The following is a 26,878-nucleotide window of genomic DNA, read 5'->3' as shown; positions in this document are numbered from 1 at the left end:
TGGATCGATTCAAAGCATAAGCGCCATGCATTCTAAGTCAAGCGGAAATTTGAATCGATCCAATAAAAATGTTAGATGACCGGCAGCAATTCAGCGGTCATGGTCGTGGCGTGACCGGATTCGGAGGAACGACAGTGGCATCACTCCTCGAAGGCCAGGCAAGACCCATCCGGCTGGCGGATATCGCCAAGGCGGCCGGCGTCTCGCATGGTACGGCCTCGAATGTTTTCAGCCGGCCCGAGATCGTGCGCGCCGAAGTGCGCGAGCGGGTCAAGGCGGTGGCGGAGCAGATGGGCTATGCCGGTCCGGATCCGAAAGGCCGGCTGCTGCGCGCCGGCAAGGTCAACGCCATCGGCGTCGCCACCACCGAGCCCCTATCCTATTTCTTCGACGATCCCTTCGCGCGCGTGATGATGGCCGGCATTTCCGAAGCCTGCGACGCCACCGGCGCGGGCATCGCGCTGGTCTCGGCCGCCAACCAGGAAAAGCTTGCCTGGAACATCCAGAGCGCGCTTGTCGACGGCTTCATCCTGTTCTGCATCGAAGGCGGCTCGCGCCTTGTCGACCTGACGCGCGAGCGCAGGCTGCCCTTCGTGGCGCTGGAACTCGGCTTCCAGGACGAGACGGTCTCGGCCATCGGCGTCGACAATGTCGCCGGGGCGCGGCTTGCGGCGCGCCATCTGGCCGACCTCGGCCATCGCCGCTTCGCGGTGCTGTCGCTGGCCTTTGCCGACAACCGCACCGGCTTCGCCACGCCGGAGATCGTGCGCGGCGCGCTCTACACCGGAACGCGCGACCGTCTCGCCGGCTATTTCGAGGAGCTCTCTCGCTTCGGCATCGATACGGCGAAAATCCCGGTCTATGAGACCGAGAACGAGGAGAAAAGCACCAGGGCCGGGCTAGAGGCGATCTTTGCCAAGGGTGAACAGCCGACCGCCATCCTGGCGATGTCGGACCGCATGGCGCTGATCGCCATCGAATGGCTGAAAGCGCGGGGGCTCAGCGTTCCCGGCGATGTCTCGATCGTCGGCTTCGACGGTGTGCCCGACGGCGCGCTGTGCACGCCGCCGCTGACCACGATCGCCCAGCCGATCACCGAGATCGGCCGCCGCGCGGCGCGCATGATCCTCGACCATGACGGCGCGGTGCGGCGCGAGACGATGGGCGTCAAGCTGATCGTCAGAGCGTCGACCGGCCCGGCCCGCAAAGGCTAAAGCTACCTCAGTATCCTCCCGCCCTTGCCGGCACCGGCTGCGCGCCGAACGGCGGGCGCGCCGACCCTTCGCGCACCGGCTTGGCGCGCGACGGGCCGAGGCCGGCGAGCCATTCAAGATAGAGCGCAAGCGCGAGTTGCATGGCAATGCCGGCCGAGATCAGCAGGGTGTCGTAGGCCGGACCGCCCGGGTTGATCAGCTTGAGCACCTGCGCCGCCATGGCCAGCAGCGTGCCGGCGATGAACACCGGCAGCGAGCGCTTGCCCAGGATCGCCAGCGGATTGTCGGGCCGGACGCGGAAGAGGTTGGAGACCGCCGGCAGGGCCACGATCAGATAGCTGACTGACAGGATGTGCAGGAGCCGCGGCAGCGACAGGAAGGTCTTGTCGAAGCCGCCGATCACCACCGGTAGGTTGAACCAGGTGATCTGACCCCAGAGCGGGCTGTGCACCCAGATCGCCGCGCCGACCACATAGACGCCGGCGGCGCCAAGCAGCCACGGATTGGCCGGGATCCGCCCGCCCCGCTTCACATGCAGCATGGCGGCAAGGCCGATGTTGAACAGGAACTGCCAGGACAGCGGGTTGAGGAACCAGAGGCCAGGCTCGGGATAATTCGGCGGCGCGATCTGCCAGATGCCGGCAACCAGCCAGAGCAGGCCAGACACGATCAGCGCCGGCACCGGCCGGTAGCTGACGAACAGCACGAAAGCCGGCGCCGCCAGAAGCAGCGCCGCATAGACCGGCAGGATGTTGTTGTAGCCGAGCTGATGGCCGAGCGTGACGATGCCGAGCAGCACCTGCGGCGTGTCGCGCATCAAGGGCTCGATGTTGATCATGGTCAGCATTTCCGGCCGGCGCGCGAACACCGCGGCGGCGCAAAACAGCGCGATCACCACCATCGTGATGACGATGTGGGAAATGTAGAGAACGCCAGCGCGCCGCCACATTTTCAAAGTCGCGAGCAACCGGCCGCCCGGCTTGAACTTTGTGCCGTAGGCGAGCGCCACCGAGATACCGGAAATCAGCACGAAGGCTTCGGCCGCGTCGGAAAAGCCGAAATTCTTGTAGGTCCAGTTCTCGAAGACGGTGCCCGGCACATGGTCGACGAAAATGGTGAGCAGCGCCAGCGCGCGCAGCACGTCGATGCGCGTATCGCGCTCGTTGGAAACAGGGGTGGTCATCGACAAAAGGCCTCAAAGCTGGTTGTTCATACCCAGCAATGCGACCCCCGGGGCGCACCGCTTCGATTCCTCCCACGTGGAGTGTATCGGCGAAGAAACGGACTGAAATGCGCCTGGTTCAATCAACTTTCGCGGAGCGGAAAAATATTCCGTTTTGAAGCCGGCAAATCAATGAATCTCTCATGGAATCAAATGGATGTGAGCGTGTCCGAATATAGCGACGAAAACAGTATCCTGCGCGAGGATCTGACATTTGCCTACCGTCTCTCGAAGCCGGCAAACGCCAGCGGCGACTGCCTGTTCTTGCTGCACGGATCGGGTGTGGACGAAACGACTTTGCTGCCGCTGGCAAGGCGGATCGCGCCGCGTTCAGTGATTGTCGCGGCGCGCGGCCGCATCCGCCAAGAGGACGGATTTCGCTGGTTCGAGCGAATCACGCCGACCAGCTTCGAGCAGGCTTCCATCCGCGCCGAGACGGCCGCCTATGCCCAATTCGCGACGGAAGTCGCGCGGCGACATGAGCTCGACCTCAGCCATGCGACTTTCCTTGGCTATTCGAATGGCGCCAACGTCGTCTCCAGCCTGATGCTTCTGCATCCCGGTCTGATCAGGCAGGCAGCGCTTTTGCGGGCGATGCCGGTGCTCGACGCTTCGCCGATGACCGGGCTCGGCGGAATGCGTGTGCTGATCATCGCCGGCGCTGCCGACCAGACTTACGGGCCGTTCGCGCCTGCCCTGGTGACGCTGTTCAGCCAGCGCGGCGCCGAGATCGACGCGCGTATCGTTGCCTCGGGCCACGAATTCGGCGACACGGACGCCGCGATCGTGCGGCAGTGGCTGGCAGCGCCTATCGCGATGGCCTGACCGCGCCCGCCAAACGGGCTTCGGTGCCGACGATCAGCAGGTCGAGGCCGTTTTCAAAAAGCGCCGCGTGGCCGCCCGCGCGCTAACGGGCGAGCGCTTCGCAGCGCGGGATGGGGCGGAGCAACCCGGCCGAGTCGTTGAAAAGTAACCTTTTTCACGGTTGCCGGCGCTGAATCCTTTCATTGTCCACAGCGGCGACATATGTCTGTTACAGACTGTCTATCGAGATACTGTTCACTGAGGGGAGGTCTATATGGCCGGTGAGAACAGCGTCACTTTGCTCGACGACACTTCGAAACTACCCGTTATCGCGGCCAGTCCGGGCGAAGTCGCCAGGATAGAAGGCGGCATCGATATTGGCGACCGCGCGGCGATTTCGGTCTTCGGCGACCGCGCCCAGCAAGCCGTCAGCGACTATGCCGACAAGATCCTGTCGCAGATCCGCAACCGCGATCTCGGCGACACCGGCACGCTGCTCACCGACATCATCATGAAGGCCCGGAATCTCGATCCGGCTTCGTTGAAGGACGAAGGGTTTCTGAGCAACCTGTTCTCCTCGTTCAGGGCCAGGCTCGAACGCTTCAAGGAGAAGTATGAGGATGTGGCCGGACAGATCGACCGCATCGGCCTGGAGCTCGACCGTCACAAGGATACGCTGCGCCGTGACATCGCCGTGCTCGACGACCTGCACGAGCAGACGAAGGACTCCATCCTCAACCTCGACGCCTATGTGCAGGCCGGCAAGAAATTCGTCGACGACTATCGCGCCAACGAACTGCCGAAGCTGAAGGCCGTAGCCGACGCCAAGGGTGGCGATTCAGCCGGAGCGCTGGAGGCGCAAACCTATCAGGACGCGGTGCAGGCGCTCGACCGGCTGGAAAAGCGCATCTTCTACCTGGTGCAGGCGCGCCAGCTCGGCATCCAGCAATTGCCGCAGATCCGCATCGTCCAGTCGGGCGACGAGACGCTGATCGAGAACCTGCAGGCAACCTCGGCGCTGACGGTGCCGGCCTGGAAGCAGAAGATGGTCATCCTCCTTGGGCTGACCAACCAGAAATCGGCGCTGGAGCTGCAAAAGACGGTGACCGACGCCACCAACGAGATGATCCGTCAGACATCGAAGATGATGAAGGATCAGGCCATCTCGATCGAGGAGCAGGCGCAGCGCGGCATCGTCGATGTCGAGACGCTGGCGCAGGCCAACCGCGACCTGATCGATACCGTGCAAGGCGTGCTCAAGGTCCAGGAGCAGGGCCGGCAGAAGCGGGCCGATGCCGAAAAGCAGATGGACCAGATGACCGCCGACCTCAAGAAAGCGCTCACCGGAGCATGATGTCGAAAAGTGTGAAGCGGTTTTCGGACGACATCATGCTCTATCTCTTTGATTTGGAGCCGGATGATTTCAGGTCGAGTGGACCTGAAATCATCCGGCTCCAGGGCTGACGGGGCCTCGATGCGAATGAAGCTTTCGTCCGTTCTCGCGCTGGCGGCCGCGCTGCTGCTCGCGGCCTGCAATTCGAACAATGTCAAATTCTCGATCGTCTCCGGTTCCGAGAACACGGTGCTGGAGCCGATCGTTCAGGAATTCTGCGCCAAGCAGGGCGCGACCTGCACCATCTCCTACCAGGGGTCGCTCGATATCGGCCTCGGCCTGCAGAAGCCCGAGGGCCTCGACCAGGATGCCGTCTGGCCGGCGTCAAGCGTCTGGGTCGACCTGTTCGATTCCGGCCGCAAGGTGCGCAACCTCACCTCGATCGCGCAGATGCCGGTCATCCTCGGCGTGCGCAAGTCCAAGGCCGCCGAACTCGGCTGGATCGGCAAGCAAGTCTACATGAAAGACATCCTTGCCGCGGTGAAGGACGGCAAGCTCAAATTCCTGATGACATCGGCCACGCAGTCCAATTCCGGCGCCAGCGCCTATCTGGCGATGCTCTCCAGCGCTCTTGGCGGCAAGCAGGTCATCGAGCCCGGCGACCTCGACAACGCATCGGTGCACGATACGGTCAGCGCCTTGCTGCAGGGCGTCGAGCGGTCGTCCGGTTCGTCCGGCTGGTTGGCCGACCTCTATGTCGATTCCGCGCGCAAGGGCACGCTCTATGACGCGATGTGGAATTACGAGGCGACGCTGAAGGAGACCAACGACAAGCTGAAGCAGATGGGCGACGAGCCGCTCTATGCCGTCTATCCGGCCGATGGCGTGGCGGTCGGCGATTCCCCACTCGGCTTCATCGATCACGGGCGCGGCGCCGACGTCGAGAAATTCTTCACCGACCTGCTCGCCTATCTGCAGTCGGATGCGGTGCGAAAGCGCATTGCCGACACCGGCCGGCGGCTACCGCTCGGCGGCGCGGCGATCCAGGCAACCGCCGAACCAGACTGGAATTTCGATCCCGGCAAGCTGGTGACATCGATCCGCATGCCGGAGCCTGCCGTCATCCGCACCGCGCTGAACCTCTATCAGGAGGCCCTGCGCAAACCGTCGCTGACGGCGCTCTGCTTCGACTTCTCCGGTTCGATGGAGAACGAAGGCGAGAAGCAGTTGCAGGCGGCCGCGCAGTTCCTGTTCACGCCGGAAAAATCGAGCGAGGTGCTGGTGCAGTGGACGCCGTCCGACCACATCTTCGTGCTGCCCTTCGACAGCACGGTGCGCGAGGTCTTCGACGCGACAGGCGATCCGGCGGGCCAGAACCAGCTGCTCGGCGACGTGGCGCAGCAGCGCGCGGGCGGCGGCACGGACATGTATGCGTGTGCCTCGCAGGCGCTGCAGAAGATCCTGGCGACGCCCGACCTGTCGAAATACCTGCCGGCGATCGTCATCATGACTGACGGCCGCACCGACGGCAGCGTCGAGCCGTTCCTGGCTGAATGGCGCCAGGCGCCGGTACGAGTGCCGGTGTTCGGCATCACCTTCGGCGATGCCGACAAGAGTCAGCTCGACAGCCTTGCCAAAGCGACCTCGGCGCGCGTCTTCGATGGCAGCGGCGATCTGGCCGGTGCCTTCCGCGCCGCGCGCGGCTATAACTAAGGCCAACGATGCGCGGCTTGTTCGGCAATGACGGGAACTGGATCGTAGCGGGGCTGGTGTCGGCCGCGCTGCTGATTGGTCTCAGCACCCTCACCCACTTCCCCTTCCTGGTCTCGGCGGCGATCTCGGTGCTGGTGTTCGCCGGACTGATCTTCGTGCTGGCGCCGCGCCAGCTTTTCGAAGGGCTCGACCTGCGCTCGATCGGCGGCGGCCAGGTGGCGTTCGCGCGCGAATTGCTGGCGCAGGCGCAGCCGGCTGCCGACCGGCTGGCGGCGGCGGCCGGCTCGATCGCCGACAAGGACATGAAGGCCAAGGTCAAGAACCTGTCCGACATCGCCGCCGACGTGATCTCCAAGGTCGAGGCGAAGCCGGCAAGTGCGGCTTCCGTGCGGCGCTTTCTGACCTATTACGTGCCGCAGGCGGCGGAAGTCGCCGAAGGTTATGCGACACTGGCCGATCGCCGCGCGCCAAGCCAGCAGCGGCTTGCCAATGTCGGCGCCGTGATCACCAAACTGCAGGACGCGTTCGTGCATTATGCCGACAGCCAGGCGGACTCCGAGCTCGGCACGCTCGACGTTGACCTTCGACTCATCCAGGAGTCGCTGAAAGAGGATATCGGTCGCTGATGGCCCTTTCTCGCCGCGCTTTCGGACTTGGACTGCTTGCCGCCGCCGCGGCCGGAACGGGCGGCTATCTGACGCTCAAGGATCGGCCGGAGTTCCGTGGCTATCTCGGCAACCGCGCGCATTTGTTCGGCTTCATCGGCGGCGAGAAGCAGGCCTTCCTCGCCGATCCCGACGTCGTCAGCGCGCTGGGCGGCTATGGGCTCGAACTCGACACGCGCGTCGCCGGCTCGGTCGAGATGGTGCGCGAACCGGCGCTGCTGACGCAAAAGCCGCAATTCCTGTGGCCGTCCTCCTCGATCATGGTCGATCTGGCGCGCAAGAGCGGCGTTTCCATCCGCAACGACCAGGTGGTGCTCAACTCGCCGATCGTCGTCTACACCTGGGGTCCAGTGGTCGAAGGGCTAAAAAAGAGCGGACTGGTCAGCGTCGCCGCCAAGGGCGGCTACAACCAGCTCGACCTCAAGGCGCTGCTCGACGCCATTCTCGCCGGCAAGAACTGGTCGGATCTCGGCATTTCCGAGCTCTATGGCCGCGCCCGCATCGTCTCCACCGATCCCAACCGCTCGAATTCCGGTTTCATGTTCGCAGGGCTTGTGCTCAGCCTGATGAGCGGCGACGTGGCGACGCAGGAACTGCTGGCGCAGCATGGCGAGGAGGCGAAGGCGATCTTCCGCTCGATGGGGCTGAAATCGTCATCTTCGGGCAAGCTGTTCGACCAGTACATCGCAGGCGGGCTCGGCGCTGAGCCAATGGTCATCGGCTACGAGAACCAGCTGGTCGAGTGGGCGCTCGCCGATCCGGCCCGCTGGCAGCGCGTGCAGGCAGGCAGCGGCGCCAAGCCGGAAATCCTCTATCCGCGCCCCACCGTCTATTCGGCACATCCGCTGATCGTCATCGATCCGGCGGTCGATCAATTGCTCGAGGCGCTGACCAGTCCGAAGCTGCAGCAACTCGCCTGGTCGAAGCACGGGTTCCGCGGGCCGCTCGGCACCGTGGCGGGCGACGCCGACGCCGTCGCCGGCGTGCGCCCGGCCGAGATCGAAGCCGTGCTGCCTATGCCTTCGGCCGACGTCATGCTTTCGCTGCTGTCGCAGCTCGAAGTCTAGTCTGCCCTAGCCCCGCCCCATCCGGTTCCAGGCATCCAGACCGGCAATCTTGTACGCTTCGGCCAGCGTCGGGTAGTTGAAGGTGTTGTTGACGAAGAAGTCGACCGTGCCGCCGAGGTTGATCACCGCCTGGCCGATATGAATGAGCTCGGTGGCCCCCTCGCCGACGATGTGGGCGCCGAGCAGGCGGCGCGTCTCGACCGAGAACAGCAGTTTCAGGAAGCCGCTCGAGACGCCCATAATATGGCCGCGCGAGGTCTCGCGGAAACGCGCTAGGCCGACCTCATAGGCAGCGCCGCTCTCGCGCACCTGCTCTTCCGACAGGCCGACCGTCGAGATCTCCGGCACGGCATAGATGCCATAGGGAAAGCTCTCCGGCGGCGGCGGCAGGTTGACGCCGAAGGCGTGGCATGCCGCCACGCGGCCCTGCTCCATCGACGTCGAGGCGAGGCTCGGAAAGCCGATAACGTCGCCGGAGGCGTAGATGTTCGGTACTGTGGTCTGAAAAGTCTGCGGGTCGACCTTGATGCGGCCACGGGCGTCGGCCTCAATGCCAACTGCGTCGAGGCCAAGACTGGCGACGTTGCCGGTGCGGCCGGCGGCGTAGAGCACCATCTCGGAGCGGATGGTGCGGCCGTCGGCCAGCGTCACCTCGGCATGGTCGGGTTTCGAGGCGATTTCCTTCACCGTGCTGCCGAGGCGGATGGTCATGCCGCGGTCGCGCATCTGGTGGATGAAATCGTCGACGATCTCGCGGTCGATGAAGTCGAGGATTGTGTTGCGCGGCTCGACCAGCGTCACCGGCACGTCGAGCGCCGAAAAGATCGTGGCGTATTCGACGCCGATGACGCCGGCGCCGATAACCGTCAGGGTGCGCGGCAGGTGATGCAGTTCCAGCATCTCGTCGCTGTCGAAGACGCGCTTCTTGTCGAAGGGCACGTCGGCCGGGCGGTGCGGCCTGGTGCCGACGGCGATCAGCGCGTTGGCAAAACCAACCTCGCTGTAATCGCCATTGTCGGCCGTCAGGCTGACCTTGTTGGGCGTGAGGAACTTCACCGCTGCGCGCGCGCTTTTCACCGTGTTGCGCATGAACTGGTGCTGCAGCACCTCGACCTCATGGTCGAGCGTCTTGTGCAGACGGTCGACCAGGTCGCTGATCGAAATGTCCTGTTTGACGCGGTAGCCGCGTCCATAAAAGCCGCGCTCGCGCCAGCCCGAGAGGTTCAGCACGGTCTCGCGCAGGGTTTTCGACGGGATGGTGCCGGTATGCACCGAGACGCCGCCCAGACGCCGGCCCCTGTCGACCACCAGCACCGACTTGCCAAGCTTGGCCGATTGCACGGCGGCGCGGCGCCCCGAAGGGCCGCTGCCGATGACCAGCATATCGTAGTCCATGTCCCCGCCCCTGTTTTGTGCGCCGCAGCAAGCTAAACCGGGAAGAACGTCATGTTCAACTGCCAACACCAGCTCCCGTGGCGCGAATACTCCAGATACACCAAAAGCATGCGAAACCTTAACCGGACAGCAAGGCTTGCGTGCAATGGTGCCTGACGAGGGGACCACCGGGGTAACAGAGTTGGCGATTTCCAAGAGTGATGCGCTGCCTGGCGCGGAGACTGGTTTCTGGTCCGGACTGCGAAGCAGCGAAACCATCACCGACCTGCGCGAGGGCCTTTTTCGTTTCATCGCGCTGGCCGTCGCCGCGATCTTCGTCTATCGCGGCGCGTACCATCTGGTCATCGACCCAGGTCGCCTGAACATTCTGCTGCTGATGATTTCCGATGGGCTAACCTTTATCTGGCTGCTGCTGGCTCGCCGGCCGATTGTCCGCGACTGGAGCCCTTTCACGGTATTCATCTCGCTGACAGCTGGTTTTGGCTCGGGCTTCATTTCGCTCCAGGACGGCGTCGCGATCATTCCGCTCTATGTCGCGGCGCCGATGCAGTTTCTGGCGCTGTGGCTGGTGATCTGGGGCAAGATCTCGCTCGGCCGCTCCTTCGCCATCCTGCCTGCCAATCGCGGCGTCGTCACCGGTGGCGCCTACCGGTTCGTGCGACATCCGATCTATGCCGGCTATCTGGCGGGGCACATCCTGTTCCTGCTGTCGAGCTTCTCGGTCTACAATTTCACCGTCTACGCGATCATCACCCTGTTCCAGGTCCATCGCATCCTGCGCGAGGAACGCATCCTGGCGCTGACCGAGGAATACCGCGAATATCTCGGGCGGGTTCGCTACCGGCTCTTCCCCGGCATCTTCTGATATGGCGCGCCCGCCGGCGGCGGGCACGTTCCTTGAATTCCAGGCCGCCCTCACCATTTGAAAAGGCGGCAGGCATCCCCATGCGGGTGCCGCGATCGAGGAACGGACATGAACGCACGCGTATTGGACGGCGAGATCATCATGAGCAGGTTCGAGGACACACGCGCTTATCGCGGGGTGCGGACAAGGCGCATCTTTGCCTTCCTCCTCGACTATTTCTTCGTGGCGCTGCTGACCATTCCTTTCGCCATCCTGGTCGCCATTCTCGGGCTGCTGACCTTCGGCCTCGGCTGGGCGCTGTTTTCGGTGCTGGTGCCGATGGTCGCCATCCTCTACATCTGGAACACGCTAGGTAGCCGCGACCAGGCGACGACCGGCATGAAGATCATGGGCATCCGCCTGGAGAAGCTCGACGGCAGCCGCATCGACGGCATGACGGCGGTGGTGCACTCGGTGCTGTTCTGGGCCGGCAACGTCATCCTGACGCCGCTGGTTCTGCTGGTCACGCTGTTCTCCGACCGCAAGCGCACGCTGCACGACCTTTTGCTCGGCACCGTGGTCACCCGCACCGACATCTGACGGTGTCCACGGCCGCACTCATCGAACCGCCGCGCCGCCTGCGCCCAAATATGAACAGGCTCGGGCCGCGGCGGGCGCATAATCCTGTTGAATTTTTCGCCGGCCGGGCCAAAGGTAGGGCGATTCGCAGGAGCGTTTCCAAGATTAGATGACGCAGCATCCGACCCAGTCGCCGCAGTTCTTCCTGACCGCGCCGTCGCCGTGCCCCTATCTGGAGGGACAGTTCGAGCGCAAGGTGTTCACGCACCTTGTCGGCGACAAGGCGCCGGAGATGAACGACCTGCTGACGCAAGGCGGCTTCCGGCGCTCGCAGAACATCGCTTACCGCCCCGCCTGCGAGTCGTGCCGCGCCTGCGTGTCGGTGCGCATCCTGGCGCAGGAATTCGAGCCCAGCCGCAACATGCGCCGGGTCATCCAGCACAATGCCGATCTCGTCGGCGCCATGCATGACGCGCAGCCCTCGACCGAACAATACTCGCTCTTCCGCAGCTATCTCGACGCTCGCCATCGCCGTGGCGGCATGTCGGACATGACCGTGCTCGACTATGCGATGATGGTGGAAGACACGCATGTCGACACCAAGATCATCGAATACCGGCGACGCGGCCCGGACACTTTCATCACCGGCAAGGGCCAGGGCGAACTGATCGCGGTGGCGCTCACCGACAAGATGGCCGACGGCCTGTCGATGGTCTATTCCTACTTCAATCCCGACTTCGAGGACCGCTCGCTCGGAACTTTCATGATCCTCGACCACATCGCCCGCGCCAAGGCGATGGGCCTGCCCCACGTCTATCTCGGCTACTGGGTCAACGGATCGCGCAAGATGAACTATAAGATGCGCTTCATGCCGCAGGAGCATCTCGGCCCGAAAGGCTGGGAACGCTACGACCACGAAGCGGTCAGTCGCTGATCCGCTTCACGTTTCATCCTTAAACAGTTTCAAGGAGGAGGACGCTGGTCTTTCGGCCGTCAGGCTGGAAGGACCGATGCATGGCCGCTATGCGCCTCCTCAAGATTGCTTTGCGAGATAGCCGAGTGTCCACTCATACCGACCACCAGAAAGGCCTCCTGCTCACCGCGCTTGGCGGGGTGACGCTGACCGTCGATATTCCGCTGATCCGACTTGCCCATGGCGAGGCCTGGACGATCCTCCTGCTGCGCACCGGAAGCACGTTCATTGCCGCGCTCGTCATCTGGGCGGTCTGGCGCTCGTTGAGCGACAAGGCACCGCAGCTTGTCCCGGGACGGCTGGGCCTGATGGTCGCCACGCTTTATGGGCTCGGCTCGATTGCCTTCATCACCGCCGTCTACCATACCTCGACCGCCGACCTCGTCTTCATCCTGGCCTTCACCACGATGTTCTCGGCTTTGCTGTCCTGGCTGTTCCTGAAAGAGAGGCCGCGGCCGGCGACGCTCGCGGCGCTCGCGCTGATGATCGTCGGTGTCGCCATAATCGTCGGCGATTCGATCGGAACCGGAAATCTGTTCGGCGACATCATGGCTTTGTGCTCCGCACTCTGCGTCGCATGCGCCATCACCGTCTCGCGGGCGAGCGGCAGGGAGATGGGCTTCACCTCGCTCGTGGGGGTGCTCCTGCCGTTCGCCGTAGCACTCTTCATGGTGTCGAAGGCCGGCTTTCACGTCGAGGCGCCGTGGTGGATCCTCTTCAACGGCGCCGTGATCATGCCGATTGCGTTCTTCTGCCTGGCCAACGGGCCGAAATACATTTCCGGGCCGGAAGTGGCCATGTTTTACCTGCTGGAAACGGTGTTTGCTCCGGTCTGGGTCTGGCTGATCTTCGCCGAGGCGCCGACGCGCAACAGCCTGATCGGCGGCACGATCCTGATCGTGACGCTGGTCGCGCATTCGCTCTGGCAATTGCATGAGGGCCGCAGGCGCCGGACGGCACTTGCCGTGCTTCACCCGGCTTGAATTTTTCGCGGCTCGGCGGTCGCCTCGATCCGGGGCGGCGCGCCAGCCTCGTCGGCGACGGGCGGAATCTCGTCCATCAATTCCACTTCGCGCAGCCATTCGCGCCAGATGGCGACGAGCAGCGCCATCAATACCGGGCCGATGAACAGGCCGAGGAACCCCATGGTCTTGACGCCGCCGATCAGGCCGAAAAAGGTCGGCAGGAATGGTAATTTGATCGGCCCGCCGACGAGCTTGGGCCGCAGCGTCTTGTCGACGATGAAGAGCTCGACCGCGCCCCAGATGAACAGCGCAATGCCGGCAACCATCTTGCCGCTGGCGGCGAGATAGATCGACACCAGGGTGAAGGACAGCGGCGCGCCGCCCGGGATCAACGCCATGATGCCGGTGAGCGCGCCGAGCGTGACCGGCGACGGCACGCCGGCCAGCCAATAAGCGATGCCGAGCACCAGGCCCTCGCCGATGGCGATGATGGTCATGCCGGTCACGGTCGACGAGATGGTCGCCGGCACGACACGCGAAATGCGCTCCCAGCGCGTCGGCAGGATGCGCTCGCCGAGACGATCGACCTGGGCCGCGAAAGCCTCGCCATCGCGATAGGCGAAGAACAGTGCGATCATCATGAACAGAAGCGTCAGCAGCAGACTGAAGGCGCTGCCACCGGCGGCCAAAGCGCCGCGATAGATGTTTCCGATATTGGAGCCGCTGACCGCCTGAATCAGTTCGCCGATGCCGCCGGGGTGGCCGAGATAGGATATCCACTGCCCGCTCAGCCACTCGCCGACAACCGGCATGGTGGCGATCCATCCCGGTGTCACCGATCCGTGCCGATTGGTCTCGATCGCCCAGGTCACCCACTCGCGCAGCTCGTTGATGGCATAAGTGCCGGCAAGCGCGATCGGCACCACCAGGAAGGTGAGGATGAAGAGGATGGCAAGGGTCGCGCCGACGGTGCGGTTGCCGCCGACCGCGACAAGCAGCCGGCGATAGAGCGGCCAGCTGGCGAAGGCGATGACCAGCGCGGCCAGCACGGGGAACAGGAAGCCGTGGAAGAAATAGACGCCGGCGGCCACGATCAGCACCAGAAGCCAGCGCGCCGCCGACAGCGGCGGAATGACGGCCGCCCGCAGCGGCGTCGACAGGCCGAACAGGCGCTGCCCCGGCTTCTGGATCTCAGCCCGCTTCAATCCGGCGTTTCTCCCCTGCCCGGTGAATTCAAGGAATGCTTATGCACCATCATAGTGCAGCAATCGTGACGATAGTCCAAATGATTGGGGCGGCCGTCCCTTCTCCCCTTGTGGGAGAAGGTGGATCGGCGCGCAGCGCCGAGACGGATGAGGGGTGTTCCAGCGGAGTGAGGCGCCAAAACATCCAAGGAATTTAAGCGCTTACGTCCGAGAGGTCGCGATCCTTCCAACACCCCTCATCCGGCCGAGCTTCGCTCGTCCACCTTCCCACAAGGGGAGAAGGAAAGGCAGCGCTACCCAAATTTCCCCGTCCGCGGGAAACCCTTCGGCACCATGCGGCCGGCGGCGGCGCGGACGCCGATCCACTCGGCCAGTTCCTCGCGCGACTTAATGAAGGTGCGGTCGGCCGAATCCTGCCAGGAGAGGCCGGTCTCGAGCGTGAAGGTCTTGAGGTCGAGCACCCCGCCATCCTTGTACTTCTGCAGGCGCACGCCCTTGCCGCGCGCCATTTCCGGGATTTCGGCCAGCGGGAAGACCAGCAGCTTGCGGTTCTCGCCGACGATGGCGAGATGGTCGCCCGACACCGGAATGCAGCGCTTGGCCTCGTCCGGCGCCTTGACGTTCATCACCTGCTTGCCCTTGCGGGTGTTGGCGACGACCTCTTCCTCGGAGACGACAAAGCCGTTGGCATCGTAGGAAACGAGCAGCAGCTTGCGCTTCGGATCATGGACGAAGGCGGTGACGATGTCCTGGTCGTTTTCCATGTCGACGATGATGCGGATCGGCTCGCCATGCCCGCGCCCGCCCGGCAGCCGGTCGGCGCCGATGGTGTAGAACTTGCCGCCGGTGGTGAAGACCAGGATCTTGTCGGTCGTCTGCGCATGGAAGGCAAGCTTCAGGCCGTCGCCTTCCTTGAAGGCAAGCTGCGAATAATCGGTCAGGTGGCCCTTCATGGCGCGCAGCCAGCCCTTTTCCGACACCACGACGGTGACCGGCTCGCGCTCGATCATGGCATGCGCGATATCGGTCAGATCATGCTCTGGCGCATCGGCGAACTGGGTGCGGCGCTTGCCAAGCTCCGTCTCCGGCCCGAACTTATCGCGAACCTGGGTGACTTCCCACTTGATCGTCGACCATTGCTTGGCGTCGGACGCCAGCAGAGCCTCGATCTGCTTCTTCTCCTCGGTGAGGCCGTCGAACTCCTTGCGGATCTCGATCTCTTCGAGCTTGCGCAAGGCGCGCAGGCGCATGTTGAGGATGGCTTCGGCCTGGTTGTCGGTGAGCGACCAGCGGGCCATCATCACCTGCTTGGGCTCATCCTCCTCGCGGATGATCCTGATGACCTCATCGATGTTGAGGTAGGCGATCAGGTAGCCGGCGAGGATTTCCAGCCGCTTTTCGATCTCGCCGAGCCGGTATTTCGAGCGGCGGATCAAAACCTCGCGGCGGTGGTCGAGCCACTCCTTCAGCACGCCCTTCAACGACAGGACGTTAGGCACCTTGCCGCGCGACAGCACGTTCATGTTGAGCGGGAAACGGCTTTCGAGCTCGGTAAGCTTGAACAGTGATTCCATCAGGATGCCGGGATCGACGGTGCGGCTCTTCGGCACCAGCACGATGCGGATGTCCTCGGCGCTCTCGTCGCGAATGTCCTCTAGCAGTGGCAGCTTGCGCGCCATCAGGAGCTCGGCGATCTTCTCGATCAGCCTGGCCTTCTGCACGCCGTAAGGGATCTCGGTGACGACGATGCTCCAGGTGCCCCTGCCCTGGTCCTCCTGTTCCCATTTCGAGCGCACGCGAAAACCGCCGCGGCCCGTCTCATAGGCTTCCAGGATCGCGGCACGGCTATCGACGATGATGCCGCCGGTCGGGAAATCCGGTCCCTGGACGAAATCCATCAGCTTCGCCACCGGCGCGTCCGGATGCTCGATCAGATGGAGCGCGGCGTCGCAGAGCTCGGCGGCGTTGTGCGGCGGGATGGAGGTGGCCATACCGACGGCAATGCCGGAGGAGCCATTGGCGAGCAGGTTCGGGAAGGCGCCGGGGAGAACGGACGGCTCCTCGTCCTCTTCATTGTAGGTCGGCCGGAAATCGACGGCGTCCTCGGTGATGCCGTCAAGCAGATCGGTCGCCACCTCGGTCATGCGCGCTTCGGTATAGCGCATGGCGGCGGCGTTATCGCCGTCGATGTTGCCGAAATTGCCCTGCCCGTCGACCAGCGGGTAGCGCATCGAGAATTCCTGCGCGAGCCGCACCAAAGCGTCATAGATCGACTGGTCGCCATGCGGATGGAACTTGCCCATCACGTCGCCGACGATGCGGGCGCATTTGGCGAAACCCTGACCGGGGTTGAGCCGCAGCAGCCGCATGGCATGCATGATGCGGCGATGGACCGGCTTCAGTCCGTCGCGCACATCCGGCAGTGCCCGGTGCATGATGGTCGACAGCGCATAGGCAAGGTAGCGCTTCTCGAGCGCTTCCTTCAGATCGACCGGTTCGATTTTGTCGCCGCCGCCATTGTCGTCGGGCGGCAAGAGCCTCTTTCCCATGGATTTGGACTAGCCGAGCGGGCGATTCGCGGCAAGCGCCGCGTGAGCATCGGCGCATTCGTCGCGGCCGCGAGCAGCGGTGTGAAGGATTTCACGGAAGCGGCAGGACGACGGCTGCAGTTTTGCCGCCGATCTGCAACAGGCCGCGGCGGGATCGTGACGCCGGCCAACATCAATCTGTTACATGCGGGTTCTATCTGGCATGCAACGCGCCGGCGGAGGGGCCGCGGTCTTCATGACATATTCACCGCATCAAGCAATGGCTGCCGACCGGCGTTTGCTTTTCGCCGCCATTTTCGACAAATGGGCCGGGAAATGCCATTTTCCCGTCCCGTTCGTCACGGAATGGTGATGGGAGCAGGTTTCAAAACACTTTTCATCATAGCCAATCAGGACAGGGAACTCGCCATGACGATCCAACGCTCAATGCTCAAGAAACTGGCCTTTTCGACCTTTCTGCTGACCCTGCCGCTCAACGCCGCCTTCGCCGCCGATCCGGCGGTGGCCGAGCGCATCAAGGCGACCCTTGCCGCGCAGGGCGTCGACATTTCCTGGACCGGCGTCTCGGGCGACGATTCGAACGCCGTGCTGCAGGGCGTTTCCATCAAGCCGGCGGCCGAGAAGGAAGCGCTGACGATCGGCGACGTGAAGCTGGAAGGCGTCACCGAGGCCAATGGCGGCTATGAGATCGCCACCGTCTCGACCTCGGCTTTCGAGCACAGCAAGGACGGCGTGACGCTCAATCTCAGCCCCGTCGTCATCCATGACATGAAGGTTCCGGCCGACGGCGGCACCGATCCGCTCGGCTCGCTGATGATGTACAAGTCGGCCGAACTGTCCAACATGACGGTCAAGGTCGGCGACAAGACGGCCTTCGCGATGGACGGCCTCAATGTGCAGATCACCCCGCCGGCCGACGGCAAGGCAATGGACTTCACCGCCAACACCGAGAAATTCACCGCCGACCTGTCGCTGGTCGACGACCCCAAGTCGAAGGAAGCGATCGAGGCGCTCGGCTACCAGAACATCTCCGGCAATATCGACATGGCCGGCACCTGGCAGCCGAGCGACGGCAAGATGGAGCTGTCGAAATATGACATCTCGGTCGAGAATGCCGGCACGCTCGGCATGACCTTCGATCTCGGCGGCTATACCGTCGACTTCATCAAGTCGATGCAGGCCATGCAGAAGCAGCTTGCCTCGCAGCCGGAAGGCGCCGACAAATCGGCGCAGGGCATGGCCATGCTCGGCCTGATGCAGCAGCTCTCCTTCAACGGCGCCTCGATCCGCTATGAGGACGATTCGCTCACCGGCAAGGTGCTGGACTATGTCGGCAAGCAGCAGGGCATGTCGGGTAAGGACGTCGCCAACCAGGCTAAGGCAATCGTGCCGTTCGGCATGGCGCAGCTCAACAATCCCGAGCTGACCGCGGAAGTCTCCTCGGCGGTCAACACCTTCCTCGACGATCCGAAGAGCCTGGAAATCTCGGCCGAACCGCCGTCGTCGGTGCCGTTCGCGCTGATCATGGCCGGCGCCATGTCCAATCCGCTCGACCTGCCCAAGACGCTCGGCGTCAAGGTCAAGGCCAACCAGGACTGAGCGATTGGCTGCCTTCTCCCCGTTCACGGGGAGAAGGTGCCGGCAGGCGGATGAGGGGCAGCGCCGACGCCTGCATATGCAAATGCCGAACCGATTGCCTGTCAGAAGGCCGCAGCTGCCACGACGGCTCGCAAATCGCCAGCGTCGGCGCTGCCCCTCATTGTCCTGCCGGACATTTCTCCCCGTATAGTGACGGGGAGAAAGGGGCAGTTGCAACGCTGCCGTCAGTCCTTCTTCGCCACCGCCACCCGCAGCGACAGCTCGCGCAGCTGCTGCGGGGTCGCTTCCGACGGCGCGTTCATCAGCAGGTCATAGGCCTGCTGGTTCATCGGGAACATGGTGATCTCGCGCAGGTTCTTTGCGCCGACCAAAAGCATGACGATGCGGTCGACGCCAGCGGCCATGCCACCATGCGGCGGCGCGCCATACTGGAAGGCGCGGTAGAGGCCGCCGAAGCGCTCTTCCACCGTCGCACGGTCGAGGCCGACCATCTCGAACGCCTTGACCATGGTTTCGGGCAGATGGTTGCGGATGCCGCCGGAGGCGATCTCGAAGCCGTTGCAGACCATGTCGTACTGGAACGCCTTGATGCCGAGCGGCTCCTGGCCGTTGAGCGCATCGATGCCGCCCTGCGGCATCGAGAACGGGTTATGGGCAAAGTCGATCTTCTTTTCGTCCTCGTTCCATTCGAAGAACGGGAAGTCGACGATCCAGCAGAGCTCGAAGCGCTCGCGGTCGACGAGATTCAGTTCCTCGCCGGCGCGGGTGCGCGCGGCGCCCGCGAAGGTGACGAACTTCTTCGGGTCGCCGGCGACGAAGAATGCGGCGTCGCCATCGGCAAGGCCGAGCTGCTGGCGGATCGCCTCGGTGCGCTCCTCGCCGATGTTCTTGGCGATCGGACCGGCGCCTTCGAGTTTTTCACCTTCCTTGCGCCAGAAGATGTAGCCCAGTCCTGGCTGGCCCTCGCCCTGCGCCCAGGAATTCATGCGGTCGCAGAAGGCGCGGCTGCCGCCGGTCTTGGCCGGAATGGCCCAGACCTCGGCATTCGCATCGTTGGCCAGGATGTTGGCGAAGACCTTGAAGCCGGAGCTGCGAAAATGATCCGAGACAGCCTGCATCTCGATCGGGTTGCGCAGGTCCGGCTTGTCGGAGCCGTATTTGCGCATGGCCACGTCATAGGGAATGCGCTGGAACGTCTGCGTCACCGGCTTGCCGTTGGCGAAGGTTTCGAAGACGCCGCGAAGCACCGGCTCCATGGTGGAGAGCACATCGTCCTGCTCCACGAAGCTCATCTCGAGGTCGAGCTGGTAGAATTCGCCCGGCAGGCGATCGGCGCGCGGATCCTCGTCGCGGAAGCAGGGCGCGATCTGGAAATAGCGGTCGAAACCCGAAACCATGATCAGTTGCTTGTACTGCTGCGGCGCCTGCGGCAGCGCGTAGAAGGTACCGGGATGGATGCGCGACGGCACCAGGAAGTCGCGCGCGCCTTCCGGGGAGGAAGCCGTCAGGATCGGCGTCGAGAACTCGGTGAAGCCGACCTCGCCCATGCGCCTGCGCATCTCGGCAATGATCCTGGTGCGCGCCACGATATTCCGGTGCAGCGTCTCGCGGCGCAGGTCGAGGAAGCGGTATTTCAGGCGGATGTCTTCGGGGTACTCCGGCTCGCCAAAAACGGGCAGCGGCAGTTCCTTGGCGGCAGACAGCACCTCGATCTCGCGCGCGAAAATCTCGATCTCGCCGGTCGGCAGGTTGGCGTTTGTCGTCTCCGGCAGGCGCGCCTTGACCTCGCCGTCGACGCGGATCACCCATTCGCCGCGCACCGTCTCGGCGACCTTGAAGGCCGGCGAATCCGGATCGGCGACGATCTGGGTGAGGCCGTAATGGTCGCGCAGGTCGATGAAGAGCAGCCCGCCATGGTCGCGCACGCGGTGCACCCAGCCCGACAGGCGGACGGAATTGCCGACGTCGCTCTTTCTCAACTGGGCACAGGTGTGGCTGCGGTAACGATGCGTGGTCATGGGTAAAGTCCGGAAATTGCGGGCACCAGCCCGGCCTGAAAATTGGCGCGAAAAGCGCATGAGAGGCCGGCTTTGTCAAGGCAACCGCTCACACAGGCAGCTTCCGCCGTTCAGGCGAAATGGATTTGCGCACCCCGGCTTTGGAAATCGGCGAGCGTGGCGGCAGGCGCGGTCTTTTCCACCACAAGATGGCGGATCGCATCCGCCCCCGCCACGCGATAGGGCGCCGCGGTGGCGAGCTTGTCGTTGGTGACGGCAATGACGATGCCGGCGCTGTTTTTCGCCATGACGCGTTTGACCTCGGCTTCGGCCGAATCGAAGGCGGTGACGCCGCGCGCGACATCGAGCCCGCAGGATCCGAGAAAGAACAGATCGGCACCGAGTTGGGCCACCGCCGCGAGCGTATCGGCGCCGACGCAGGTGCCGAGATCCGGCACATAGCGGCCGCCGAGCACGATCAGTTCGACCAGGGGAAGGTCCGTGAGCACTGAGGCGACGCCCAGCGAATTGGTGGCGACGGTCAGTTCCATATCGCGCGGGATCGCCCTGGCGATCGCCTCATTGGTTGTGCCGCCGTCGATGAACAGCGATTGCCCGGTCACGAGCAGCCCCACCGCCGCCTTCGCCAGGCGCATCTTCTCCTCGACCGCATGACGGCTGCGCTGGCTGAGCGTTGCGGCGGCAAAGGGCGCCGAGGCGACCGCACCGCCATAGACTCGGCGCAACTGTCCGGCCTTCGCCAGTTCCCTGAGATCGCGCCGCACCGTGTCCTCCGAGACGCCGAAACGGCTGGCGAGTTCGCCAGCCAGCACCTTTCCGTCCGCCGCAAGCTGGTCGCGAATGAGTTGGTGGCGTTCCTCGGTGAGCATGCACGATCCTATTTATTTGTGCACGTTATTGCATGTTTTGCCTGTTCGTGCAAGAAGGAGTCCCGTCCGCCAGCGTCCCCGAGAGGCCGCCCGCCGAAATCTCCTGTTGGATTGCCCGTGATGACCTTTGGCCTGAAACTCGCCCCGCAACACCGCGTCTATGCCGGCTTTGCGATCTATTCCTTCGCCATGGGCAACATCTTTCCGCGCCTGCCCGACATCAAGCATGCCATGCAGATCGAGGACGGCACGCTCGGGCTCGCCCTGATCGGGACGCCGATTGGCACCCTGATCGCGCTGACGCTGGCGACGCCGATCCTGGAGCGCGTCGGCTTTCGCCGCGCGCTGCTTTGGCTGGTGCCGCTGCTCGCGATTGCCTATGCCGTCGCGGTGCACGCGCCAGGCCCGGCCGCTCTGTTCCTGATGCTGCTGCCGGTCGGACTGATGATCGGCAGCATCGAAATCATCTTGAATGTCGAGGCTGACAGGACCGAGTTCCTGCTTCAGCGCCGCATCATGAACCGGGCGCATTCGTTCTGGAGCATCGGCTTCTTCGGCGCCGGGCTGTTCGGCGGCGCGCTGGCACATCTCGGCCTGTCGCCACAATTGCATCTGGCGCTGGTGGTGCCGATGGTGGCGGTTGCGATGGTGCTGTTCCTCGGCGGCTTCGAACCGGCGCCAGCGCGTTTCGCCGCGACCGACGACAAAGCGCCGATGTTTGCCCGGCCGACTCTGCCGATCCTCATCCTCGTCGCGGTGACGCTGTCGGCGATGCTGATGGAAGGCGCCAGCATGGACTGGTCGGCGATCTATATGCGCACCGTGTTCGAATCGGGCCCGTTCGTCGCCGGGATCACGGTGGCGCTGTTCGCCTTCTCGCAGGCAACGACACGCTTCTTCGCCGACAGCTTCGTCGACCGCCACTCGCCGAGCGGCGTGGCGCGCGTGCTCCTTGCAACGATGGCGGCCGGCGTGGTCATCGTCTTCTTCTCGCCCCTGCCCTTCGTCTCGATGCTGGGCTTTGCGCTCATGGGAATCGGTTGCAGCGCCATCTTTCCGCTGGCGATTTCAGCGGCGGCCCAGAGGACGGATCGCTCCGCCGCGATCAACGTCGCGGCATTGTCGCAGATCTCCTTCGTCGCCTTCCTGCTCGGGCCGCCTCTGCTCGGCTTCGTCTCCGACCACTGGGGCATCCGCTCGGCCTATGGCATCGGCATACCGTTCATCGTGCTCAGCCTGGCGGCCGCTGGCGCGCTCGGCCGGCGACCATCGCCGAACGCTGTTCCGGACGGCATGGGGTCCGGCGCACCGGGGGAGAGGGTCCCCGCCCGGGCCTATGAGGCATGAACGGCTCGCCCATCGTCAAGTCGATCGTGATTGCGGCCCCGCTGTCCCACGTTTGGCGAAGCGTGACCGAACCGGACATAATGCAAGGCTGGATGTCCGACGAGGCGCTGGAGGTTACTCTCAAACCCCAGGTCGGATCCCCGATCGTGATCCGCGGGCTGTTGCACGGCCTGCCATTCGAAAACCGCGGCACGATCCTGCGCTTCGAACCTGAGCGGGTCTTCGCCTATGATTACTGGAGCACCCTGTCGCAATCGCGACTGGCCGACCTGCCTGAAAATCGCACAGCAGTTCGTTTCGATCTCTCGCCCCGTGAGCGCGCAACCCTGCTCACCGTGACGCTGAACAATTTTGCCGAACCGTCCATCGGCCCGCACGTCAGCCTCTATTGGGGCGGCACGCTGCCGATTCTGAAAGCCGCGACGGAGCGGAGAGCGACGGATCGAGAGGCATAGCGGGTCGGCGCGCAGGCACGCGGCGCGATTTCGCACGGGAGAATCCGACGATCGGACCACCGCTTACGTTGCGGCGGCTTGACGAAAGCGCGCGCGGCTGAAATTGAAAGAGGCCTCATACTGTGCCAAAAGCGATTTGATGCGCGTCATCACCACACAAGAAGAACTCGAGAGCGTTGTTGCGGCGTTCGAAAAGTCTGAATTCGTTACCGTCGATACCGAATTCATCCGCGAGACGACCTTCTGGCCGATTCTATGCCTGATCCAGATCGCCGCGCCTGGGATTGAGGCGCTTATCGATCCGTTGTCGCCCGGCATCGACCTGAAGCCTTTTTTCCGGCTCATGGCCAACGAGGCTGTGCTGAAGGTCTTCCACGCGGCACGCCAGGACATCGAAATCATCGTCCATCTCGGCAATCTGGTGCCGCATCCGGTGTTCGACACGCAGGTGGCGGCAATGGTCTGCGGCTTCGGCGACAGCGTTTCCTATGACCAGCTCGTCCAGAAGGTCACCGGAGCGCGGCTCGACAAATCCTCGCGCTTCACAGACTGGCGCCACCGGCCGCTGTCCGACAAGCAACTCGAATACGCGCTTGCCGACGTCACCCATCTGATCAAGGTCTACCAGCATCTCAGCGCCGAGCTGAAGCGTGAGGACCGCGCCCATTGGTTGAACGAGGAGATGGACGTCCTCACCTCGCGCGAGACCTACGATCCGCATCCCGAGGATGCCTGGAAGCGGCTCAAGATGCGGCTGCGCAAGCCGCAGGAGCTGGCGATCGTGCAGGCCGTCGCCGCCTGGCGCGAGCGTGAGGCGCGCGAGCGCGACGTGCCGCGCGGCCGCGTGCTCAAGGACGATGCGATCTACGAGATCGCGCAGCAGGCGCCGCGCGACGCGGCGGCACTCGGCAAGCTGCGCACCACGCCGAAAGGCTGGGAGCGCTCCGCGACGGCAACCGCGCTGCTCGGCGCGGTCAATGCGGCGCTGGCCTTGCCCAAGGACGCGATGCCGAAACTGCCGAAAAGCGTGCAGCCGCCGGAGGGTTCTAGCGCGGCGGCGGAACTGCTCAAGGTGCTGCTCAGGATCGTCGCCGAAAAGGAAGGCGTCGCCACCAAGGTGCTTGCCTCCAGCGACGATATCGACCGCATCGCCGCCGAGGGCGACGAAGCCGACGTGCCGGCGCTGCAGGGATGGCGCCGCGCCGTCTTCGGCGAGCAGGCGCTGCGGCTGGTACGCGGCGAGATCGGCATCAAGTTCGACAAGCGCCGGATCGCGGTGTTCGATCTGTAGCGCCTCTCCTTCTCCCCTTCTTGTGGGAGAAGGTGTCGCCGAAGGCGACGGATGAGGGGTGCTCCAGGGAAAGCCAACGTCTCACTCCGCTGGAACACCCCTCATCCGTCTCGGCGCTATCGCGCCGATCCACCTTCTCCCACAAGGGGAGAAGGGAAAGACGCGCTCAAACTACCCCGAGCAGGTGGAGCGCGAACCATATCCAGGCGACGAAAAGTATGCCGGCGCCGAGGAAGAAGGCGCGGGTGCGGTGCAGCACATAGTTTCTGTTGAGATGCACCCAGGCGTGAACATAGCGCGTGACTATGAACAGCCACATCAGCACCAGCGTCAGGTAGTTCACACCGTTGGTGACGAACAGCGCCAGGCATAGCGCGTAGAAGAGAACCGGCAGCTCGAACTGGTTGATCAGATTGTTGGCGACGGTGACGCTGGACGCCGGCTCGGTCGAGCGGAGCTTGTACTGGCTGACCTTGGCCTCGCCCGACTTCAGCGCACCATAGCGCCGCTTCAGCATCACCAGATAGACGATGTAGACCAGGAGCACATGCGCCAGCATCGGCCAGAAGATGGCGGTCTGGTGCATGTGCGCGCCCCTCCTCGCGTCAGCGCCGCCGCTGTCCGGCCAGCGCGAAGACCGCGACGACGAAGAATGGGATGGCCAGCAACGCGAATTTGGTGACGGTCAGCAAGGATGCGAACGCCAGGGAATCGGGATTGGCCGACTGAAAGTCGGACAACAGCCGCGCGACGGCGAGGTTCTGGGCATAGTCGGCGACCGTGTAGGGCAGCACCAGGACAAGCGCGAACAAGGCCTGCACCTGCGCCGGCATGGCGCGAAACGTGCTGAGCCGCCGGCCGAAGGCAAGGATCAGGCTGACCAGCGTCAGCGACAGCAGCGCCGGAAACAAAAGGTCGAAGGTCAAATAGTGCCAGACGATGATGATCTCGCCGCCGCGCCGGCCAAGCGCGGTCAGCCACGCCATGCCGTCATCCGGCGTGAAGCCGGCGATGCGTGTATCGAGCGAGGACAGGCCGCCGCTCAGGTGCTGGAAATAGAAGAACTCCAGCGCCGTCATGACCAGGAAAAGCGCTATCGAAGCGATGGAGAGGGCCGCCGCGTGACGCGACAGCCGCAACACCGCCACGCTCAAATCACGCCACAGTCCGCCCTGGCGGTCGGACTGATCGGCCTCCCGATCAAATTCCGCCCGGGTAATTGGGGCTTTCGCGGGTGATCGTGACGTCATGGGCGTGGCTTTCACGAAGTCCGGCGTTGGATATGCGCACAAAGGTGGCGCGCTCGCGGAAATCTGCAAGGTCACGTCCACCCACATAACCCATAGCGGCTTTCAGGCCGCCTGCAAGCTGGTGCAGCACGCCAGCCACAGGTCCTTTGTAGGGAACCTGCCCTTCAATGCCCTCAGGAACCAGTTTCAGCGTGTCGCGGACCTCGGCCTGGAAGTAGCGATCGGCCGAGCCGCGCGCCATGGCGCCGACCGAGCCCATGCCGCGGTAAGCCTTGAAGGAGCGGCCCTGGTGCAGATAGACCTCGCCCGGGCTCTCGTCGGTGCCGGCAAGCAGCGAGCCGATCATGGCGGCACTGGCGCCGGCGGCCAGAGCCTTGGCCAGATCGCCCGAATATTTGATGCCGCCATCGGCAATCACGCTCACGCCGGCTTTGCCAGCCGTTTCGACCGCCGACATGATCGCCGACAGTTGCGGAACGCCGACACCGGCGACGATTCTGGTGGTGCAGATCGAACCCGGGCCGATGCCGACCTTGACGGCGTCGGCGCCGGCATCGATCAGCGCCTTCGTGCCGTCGGCGGTGGCGACATTGCCGGCCAGGATGCGCACGGAGTTGGACAGCTTCTTCGCCCGCGCCACCGCGTCCAGCACGCGCTGCGAATGGCCGTGCGCGGTGTCGATGACAAGCAAGTCGACGCCGGCGTCGATCAGGCGCTCGGCGCGCTCGAAGCCGTCATCGCCGACGCTGGTGGCCGCGGCGGCGCGCAGCCGCCCCTGCGCGTCCTTGGTGGCATGTGGGTTGAGCTGCGACTTCTCGATGTCTTTGACGGTGATCAGGCCAACGCAATTGCCCTTCCTGTCGACCACCACCAGTTTTTCGATGCGGTGCTTGTGCAGCAGCCGCTTGGCCTCGTCCTGGTCGACATTCTCCTTGACCGTGATCAGGTTCTCACGGGTCATCAGCTCGTAGACCTTCTGCGCCGGGTCGGAGGCAAAGCGCACGTCGCGGTTGGTGAGGATGCCGACAAGGCGGCCGACCGTGTGGCCGCCGGTGCCGCCGTTTTCGACCACCGGAATGCCGGAAATGCCGTTGCCGCGCATCAGCGTCAGTGCGTCGGCAAGCGTTGCGTCCGGGCCGATGGTGACCGGGTTCACCACCATGCCGGATTCGAATTTCTTCACCTGCCGGACCTGCTCGGCCTGCTCGGCCGGCGTCAGGTTGCGGTGGATGACGCCGATGCCGCCGGCCTGCGCCATGGCGATCGCCAGCCGCGCCTCGGTGACGGTGTCCATGGCGGCCGACAGGATCGGCACGTTGAGATCGATGTCGCCGGCGATGCGGGTGCGGATGTCGGTCTCACCCGGCATGACCTCGGAATGGCCGGGCTGCAAGAGCACGTCGTCGAAGGTCAGCGCCAGCGCGCCGGTGGACGTTTCGATGATTTTTCCCATGGCCAGTCCTTTTGAATGCGGAAAAGGCGCTGGGCCAAGATGGCCAGCGCCGACTCTGTCTTCCCTTT

The 26,878-nt window shown here is 64.0% G+C and carries 23 protein-coding genes; 14 read left to right on the top strand and 9 right to left on the bottom strand.

Going from position 1 to position 26,878, the window contains the following annotated elements; all coding sequences use genetic code 11:
- Window positions 1-134 precede the first annotated feature (134 nt).
- Complete coding sequence (locus tag KVT37_RS04900) at window positions 135-1,214, top strand: LacI family DNA-binding transcriptional regulator (protein ID WP_217570266.1); 1,080 nt, start codon at window positions 135-137, stop codon at window positions 1,212-1,214.
- Window positions 1,215-1,221: 7 nt separating this feature from the next.
- Here KVT37_RS04900 and KVT37_RS04895 read toward each other — a convergent pair whose 3' ends face one another.
- A complete protein-coding gene (locus KVT37_RS04895; protein ID WP_217570264.1) occupies window positions 1,222-2,397 on the bottom strand; it encodes an OpgC family protein in 1,176 nt (391 codons plus the stop codon).
- Between the two features lie 204 nt (window positions 2,398-2,601).
- Between KVT37_RS04895 and KVT37_RS04890 the strand changes: the two genes are divergently transcribed.
- The 5 genes from KVT37_RS04890 (at window position 2,602) to KVT37_RS04870 (ending at window position 8,018) form a co-directional block, all read left to right on the top strand.
- Window positions 2,602-3,261, top strand: coding sequence for an alpha/beta hydrolase (locus KVT37_RS04890; RefSeq protein ID WP_217570262.1), 660 nt, complete (start codon window positions 2,602-2,604; stop codon window positions 3,259-3,261).
- A 253-nt stretch (window positions 3,262-3,514) separates the two neighbouring features.
- On the top strand, window positions 3,515-4,594 hold the full coding sequence (locus tag KVT37_RS04885) for a toxic anion resistance protein (protein WP_217570260.1): 1,080 nt from the start codon (window positions 3,515-3,517) through the stop codon (window positions 4,592-4,594).
- A 120-nt stretch (window positions 4,595-4,714) separates the two neighbouring features.
- The gene (locus KVT37_RS04880; protein WP_217570258.1) at window positions 4,715-6,286 is read left to right on the top strand and encodes a substrate-binding domain-containing protein; all 1,572 of its coding nucleotides are present in this window, start codon (window positions 4,715-4,717) and stop codon (window positions 6,284-6,286) included.
- A gap of 8 nt (window positions 6,287-6,294) precedes the next feature.
- Entirely contained in the window at window positions 6,295-6,912 is a 618-nt protein-coding gene (locus KVT37_RS04875; RefSeq protein ID WP_217570256.1) for a 5-bromo-4-chloroindolyl phosphate hydrolysis family protein, read from the top strand.
- A complete protein-coding gene (locus KVT37_RS04870) occupies window positions 6,912-8,018 on the top strand; it encodes a hypothetical protein (RefSeq protein ID WP_217570254.1) in 1,107 nt (368 codons plus the stop codon). The genes KVT37_RS04875 and KVT37_RS04870 overlap by 1 nt, the downstream gene beginning before the upstream one ends.
- Before the next feature lie 6 nt (window positions 8,019-8,024).
- Here the strand turns inward: KVT37_RS04870 and sthA are convergent, their stop codons facing one another.
- Window positions 8,025-9,413, bottom strand: coding sequence for a Si-specific NAD(P)(+) transhydrogenase (gene sthA, locus KVT37_RS04865; RefSeq protein WP_217570252.1), 1,389 nt, complete (start codon window positions 9,411-9,413; stop codon window positions 8,025-8,027).
- Window positions 9,414-9,594: 181 nt separating this feature from the next.
- On the opposite strand from sthA, the gene KVT37_RS04860 reads away from it, so the two are divergent.
- The 4 genes from KVT37_RS04860 to KVT37_RS04845 all read left to right on the top strand — a co-directional run bounded on the left by KVT37_RS04860 (window position 9,595) and on the right by KVT37_RS04845 (window position 12,792).
- Window positions 9,595-10,278, top strand: a complete 684-nt coding sequence (locus KVT37_RS04860) for an isoprenylcysteine carboxylmethyltransferase family protein (protein WP_254633817.1) — start codon at window positions 9,595-9,597, stop codon at window positions 10,276-10,278.
- A 108-nt stretch (window positions 10,279-10,386) separates the two neighbouring features.
- Window positions 10,387-10,857, top strand: a complete 471-nt coding sequence (locus tag KVT37_RS04855) for an RDD family protein (RefSeq protein ID WP_217570250.1) — start codon at window positions 10,387-10,389, stop codon at window positions 10,855-10,857.
- Window positions 10,858-11,005: 148 nt separating this feature from the next.
- Window positions 11,006-11,770 (top strand): arginyltransferase, encoded by a 765-nt coding sequence (locus KVT37_RS04850; RefSeq protein WP_217570248.1) that lies wholly within the window; start codon window positions 11,006-11,008, stop codon window positions 11,768-11,770.
- Between the two features lie 125 nt (window positions 11,771-11,895).
- A complete protein-coding gene (locus tag KVT37_RS04845; RefSeq protein WP_217570246.1) occupies window positions 11,896-12,792 on the top strand; it encodes a DMT family transporter in 897 nt (298 codons plus the stop codon).
- Here KVT37_RS04845 and KVT37_RS04840 read toward each other — a convergent pair.
- Together KVT37_RS04840 and parC are read right to left on the bottom strand one after the other, a co-directional pair.
- The gene (locus tag KVT37_RS04840; RefSeq protein WP_217570245.1) at window positions 12,780-13,979 is read right to left on the bottom strand and encodes an AI-2E family transporter; all 1,200 of its coding nucleotides are present in this window, start codon (window positions 13,977-13,979) and stop codon (window positions 12,780-12,782) included. The genes KVT37_RS04845 and KVT37_RS04840 overlap by 13 nt on opposite strands.
- A gap of 293 nt (window positions 13,980-14,272) precedes the next feature.
- Window positions 14,273-16,528: a DNA topoisomerase IV subunit A gene (gene parC, locus KVT37_RS04835; RefSeq protein WP_217570242.1), complete on the bottom strand. Its 2,256-nt coding sequence runs from the start codon at window positions 16,526-16,528 to the stop codon at window positions 14,273-14,275.
- Window positions 16,529-16,936: 408 nt separating this feature from the next.
- Between parC and KVT37_RS04830 the strand changes: the two genes are divergently transcribed.
- A complete protein-coding gene (locus KVT37_RS04830; protein ID WP_217570240.1) occupies window positions 16,937-18,127 on the top strand; it encodes a hypothetical protein in 1,191 nt (396 codons plus the stop codon).
- Window positions 18,128-18,351: 224 nt separating this feature from the next.
- On the opposite strand, the gene aspS is transcribed toward KVT37_RS04830, so the two are convergent.
- Both aspS and KVT37_RS04820 read right to left on the bottom strand, forming a co-directional pair.
- On the bottom strand, window positions 18,352-20,145 hold the full coding sequence (aspS, locus tag KVT37_RS04825; protein ID WP_217570238.1) for an aspartate--tRNA ligase: 1,794 nt from the start codon (window positions 20,143-20,145) through the stop codon (window positions 18,352-18,354).
- Between the two features lie 110 nt (window positions 20,146-20,255).
- Window positions 20,256-21,014 carry a DeoR/GlpR family DNA-binding transcription regulator gene (locus tag KVT37_RS04820; RefSeq protein WP_217570236.1) on the bottom strand — a complete coding sequence of 253 codons (759 nt, stop codon included), beginning with the start codon at window positions 21,012-21,014 and terminating at the stop codon, window positions 20,256-20,258.
- A 120-nt stretch (window positions 21,015-21,134) separates the two neighbouring features.
- Here KVT37_RS04820 and KVT37_RS04815 point away from each other — a divergent pair, with 120 nt between their 5' ends.
- The 3 genes from KVT37_RS04815 (at window position 21,135) to rnd (ending at window position 24,107) form a co-directional block, all read left to right on the top strand.
- Window positions 21,135-22,361 (top strand): MFS transporter, encoded by a 1,227-nt coding sequence (locus KVT37_RS04815; RefSeq protein ID WP_217570234.1) that lies wholly within the window; start codon window positions 21,135-21,137, stop codon window positions 22,359-22,361.
- Window positions 22,358-22,816: an SRPBCC domain-containing protein gene (locus KVT37_RS04810; RefSeq protein WP_217570232.1), complete on the top strand. Its 459-nt coding sequence runs from the start codon at window positions 22,358-22,360 to the stop codon at window positions 22,814-22,816. Before KVT37_RS04815 ends, KVT37_RS04810 begins: the two co-directional genes overlap by 4 nt.
- A gap of 139 nt (window positions 22,817-22,955) precedes the next feature.
- Window positions 22,956-24,107 (top strand): ribonuclease D, encoded by a 1,152-nt coding sequence (gene rnd / locus KVT37_RS04805; protein ID WP_217570230.1) that lies wholly within the window; start codon window positions 22,956-22,958, stop codon window positions 24,105-24,107.
- A gap of 166 nt (window positions 24,108-24,273) precedes the next feature.
- On the opposite strand, the gene KVT37_RS04800 is transcribed toward rnd, so the two are convergent.
- Genes KVT37_RS04800 through guaB form a run of 3 tightly spaced genes read right to left on the bottom strand, consistent with a single transcriptional unit; the run spans window position 24,274 to window position 26,810 of the window.
- Window positions 24,274-24,693, bottom strand: coding sequence for an MAPEG family protein (locus KVT37_RS04800; RefSeq protein ID WP_217570228.1), 420 nt, complete (start codon window positions 24,691-24,693; stop codon window positions 24,274-24,276).
- Between the two features lie 19 nt (window positions 24,694-24,712).
- Complete coding sequence (locus KVT37_RS04795) at window positions 24,713-25,261, bottom strand: hypothetical protein (RefSeq protein ID WP_254633816.1); 549 nt, start codon at window positions 25,259-25,261, stop codon at window positions 24,713-24,715.
- 46 nt (window positions 25,262-25,307) lie between these two features.
- On the bottom strand, window positions 25,308-26,810 hold the full coding sequence (guaB, locus tag KVT37_RS04790; RefSeq protein ID WP_217570226.1) for an IMP dehydrogenase: 1,503 nt from the start codon (window positions 26,808-26,810) through the stop codon (window positions 25,308-25,310).
- Between the last annotated feature and the right edge of the window lie 68 nt (window positions 26,811-26,878).

Origin of the sequence: Mesorhizobium sp. GbtcB19, from assembly GCF_019091085.1 — a bacterium.
Taxonomy (GTDB): Bacteria; Pseudomonadota; Alphaproteobacteria; order Rhizobiales; family Rhizobiaceae; genus Mesorhizobium.
The sequence above is the reverse complement of the archived record's forward strand: the minus strand, read 5'-3'. Positions and strand labels throughout refer to the sequence as shown.

What these genes read in the sequence shown, in the direction of transcription:
- KVT37_RS04895 (WP_217570264.1), bottom strand. Translation starts at nt 2,397, where the DNA reads ATGACCACCCCTGTTTCCAACGAGCGCGATACGCGCATCGACGTGCTG.
- KVT37_RS04885 (WP_217570260.1), top strand. Translation starts at nt 3,515, where the DNA reads ATGGCCGGTGAGAACAGCGTCACTTTGCTCGACGACACTTCGAAACTA.
- KVT37_RS04880 (WP_217570258.1), top strand. Translation starts at nt 4,715, where the DNA reads ATGCGAATGAAGCTTTCGTCCGTTCTCGCGCTGGCGGCCGCGCTGCTG.
- KVT37_RS04875 (WP_217570256.1), top strand. Translation starts at nt 6,295, where the DNA reads ATGCGCGGCTTGTTCGGCAATGACGGGAACTGGATCGTAGCGGGGCTG.
- KVT37_RS04870 (WP_217570254.1), top strand. Translation starts at nt 6,912, where the DNA reads ATGGCCCTTTCTCGCCGCGCTTTCGGACTTGGACTGCTTGCCGCCGCC.
- sthA (WP_217570252.1), bottom strand. Translation starts at nt 9,413, where the DNA reads ATGGACTACGATATGCTGGTCATCGGCAGCGGCCCTTCGGGGCGCCGC.
- KVT37_RS04855 (WP_217570250.1), top strand. Translation starts at nt 10,387, where the DNA reads ATGAACGCACGCGTATTGGACGGCGAGATCATCATGAGCAGGTTCGAG.
- KVT37_RS04850 (WP_217570248.1), top strand. Translation starts at nt 11,006, where the DNA reads ATGACGCAGCATCCGACCCAGTCGCCGCAGTTCTTCCTGACCGCGCCG.
- parC (WP_217570242.1), bottom strand. Translation starts at nt 16,528, where the DNA reads ATGGGAAAGAGGCTCTTGCCGCCCGACGACAATGGCGGCGGCGACAAA.
- KVT37_RS04830 (WP_217570240.1), top strand. Translation starts at nt 16,937, where the DNA reads ATGACGATCCAACGCTCAATGCTCAAGAAACTGGCCTTTTCGACCTTT.
- aspS (WP_217570238.1), bottom strand. Translation starts at nt 20,145, where the DNA reads ATGACCACGCATCGTTACCGCAGCCACACCTGTGCCCAGTTGAGAAAG.
- KVT37_RS04820 (WP_217570236.1), bottom strand. Translation starts at nt 21,014, where the DNA reads ATGCTCACCGAGGAACGCCACCAACTCATTCGCGACCAGCTTGCGGCG.
- KVT37_RS04815 (WP_217570234.1), top strand. Translation starts at nt 21,135, where the DNA reads ATGACCTTTGGCCTGAAACTCGCCCCGCAACACCGCGTCTATGCCGGC.
- KVT37_RS04810 (WP_217570232.1), top strand. Translation starts at nt 22,358, where the DNA reads ATGAACGGCTCGCCCATCGTCAAGTCGATCGTGATTGCGGCCCCGCTG.
- rnd (WP_217570230.1), top strand. Translation starts at nt 22,956, where the DNA reads ATGCGCGTCATCACCACACAAGAAGAACTCGAGAGCGTTGTTGCGGCG.
- KVT37_RS04800 (WP_217570228.1), bottom strand. Translation starts at nt 24,693, where the DNA reads ATGCACCAGACCGCCATCTTCTGGCCGATGCTGGCGCATGTGCTCCTG.
- guaB (WP_217570226.1), bottom strand. Translation starts at nt 26,810, where the DNA reads ATGGGAAAAATCATCGAAACGTCCACCGGCGCGCTGGCGCTGACCTTC.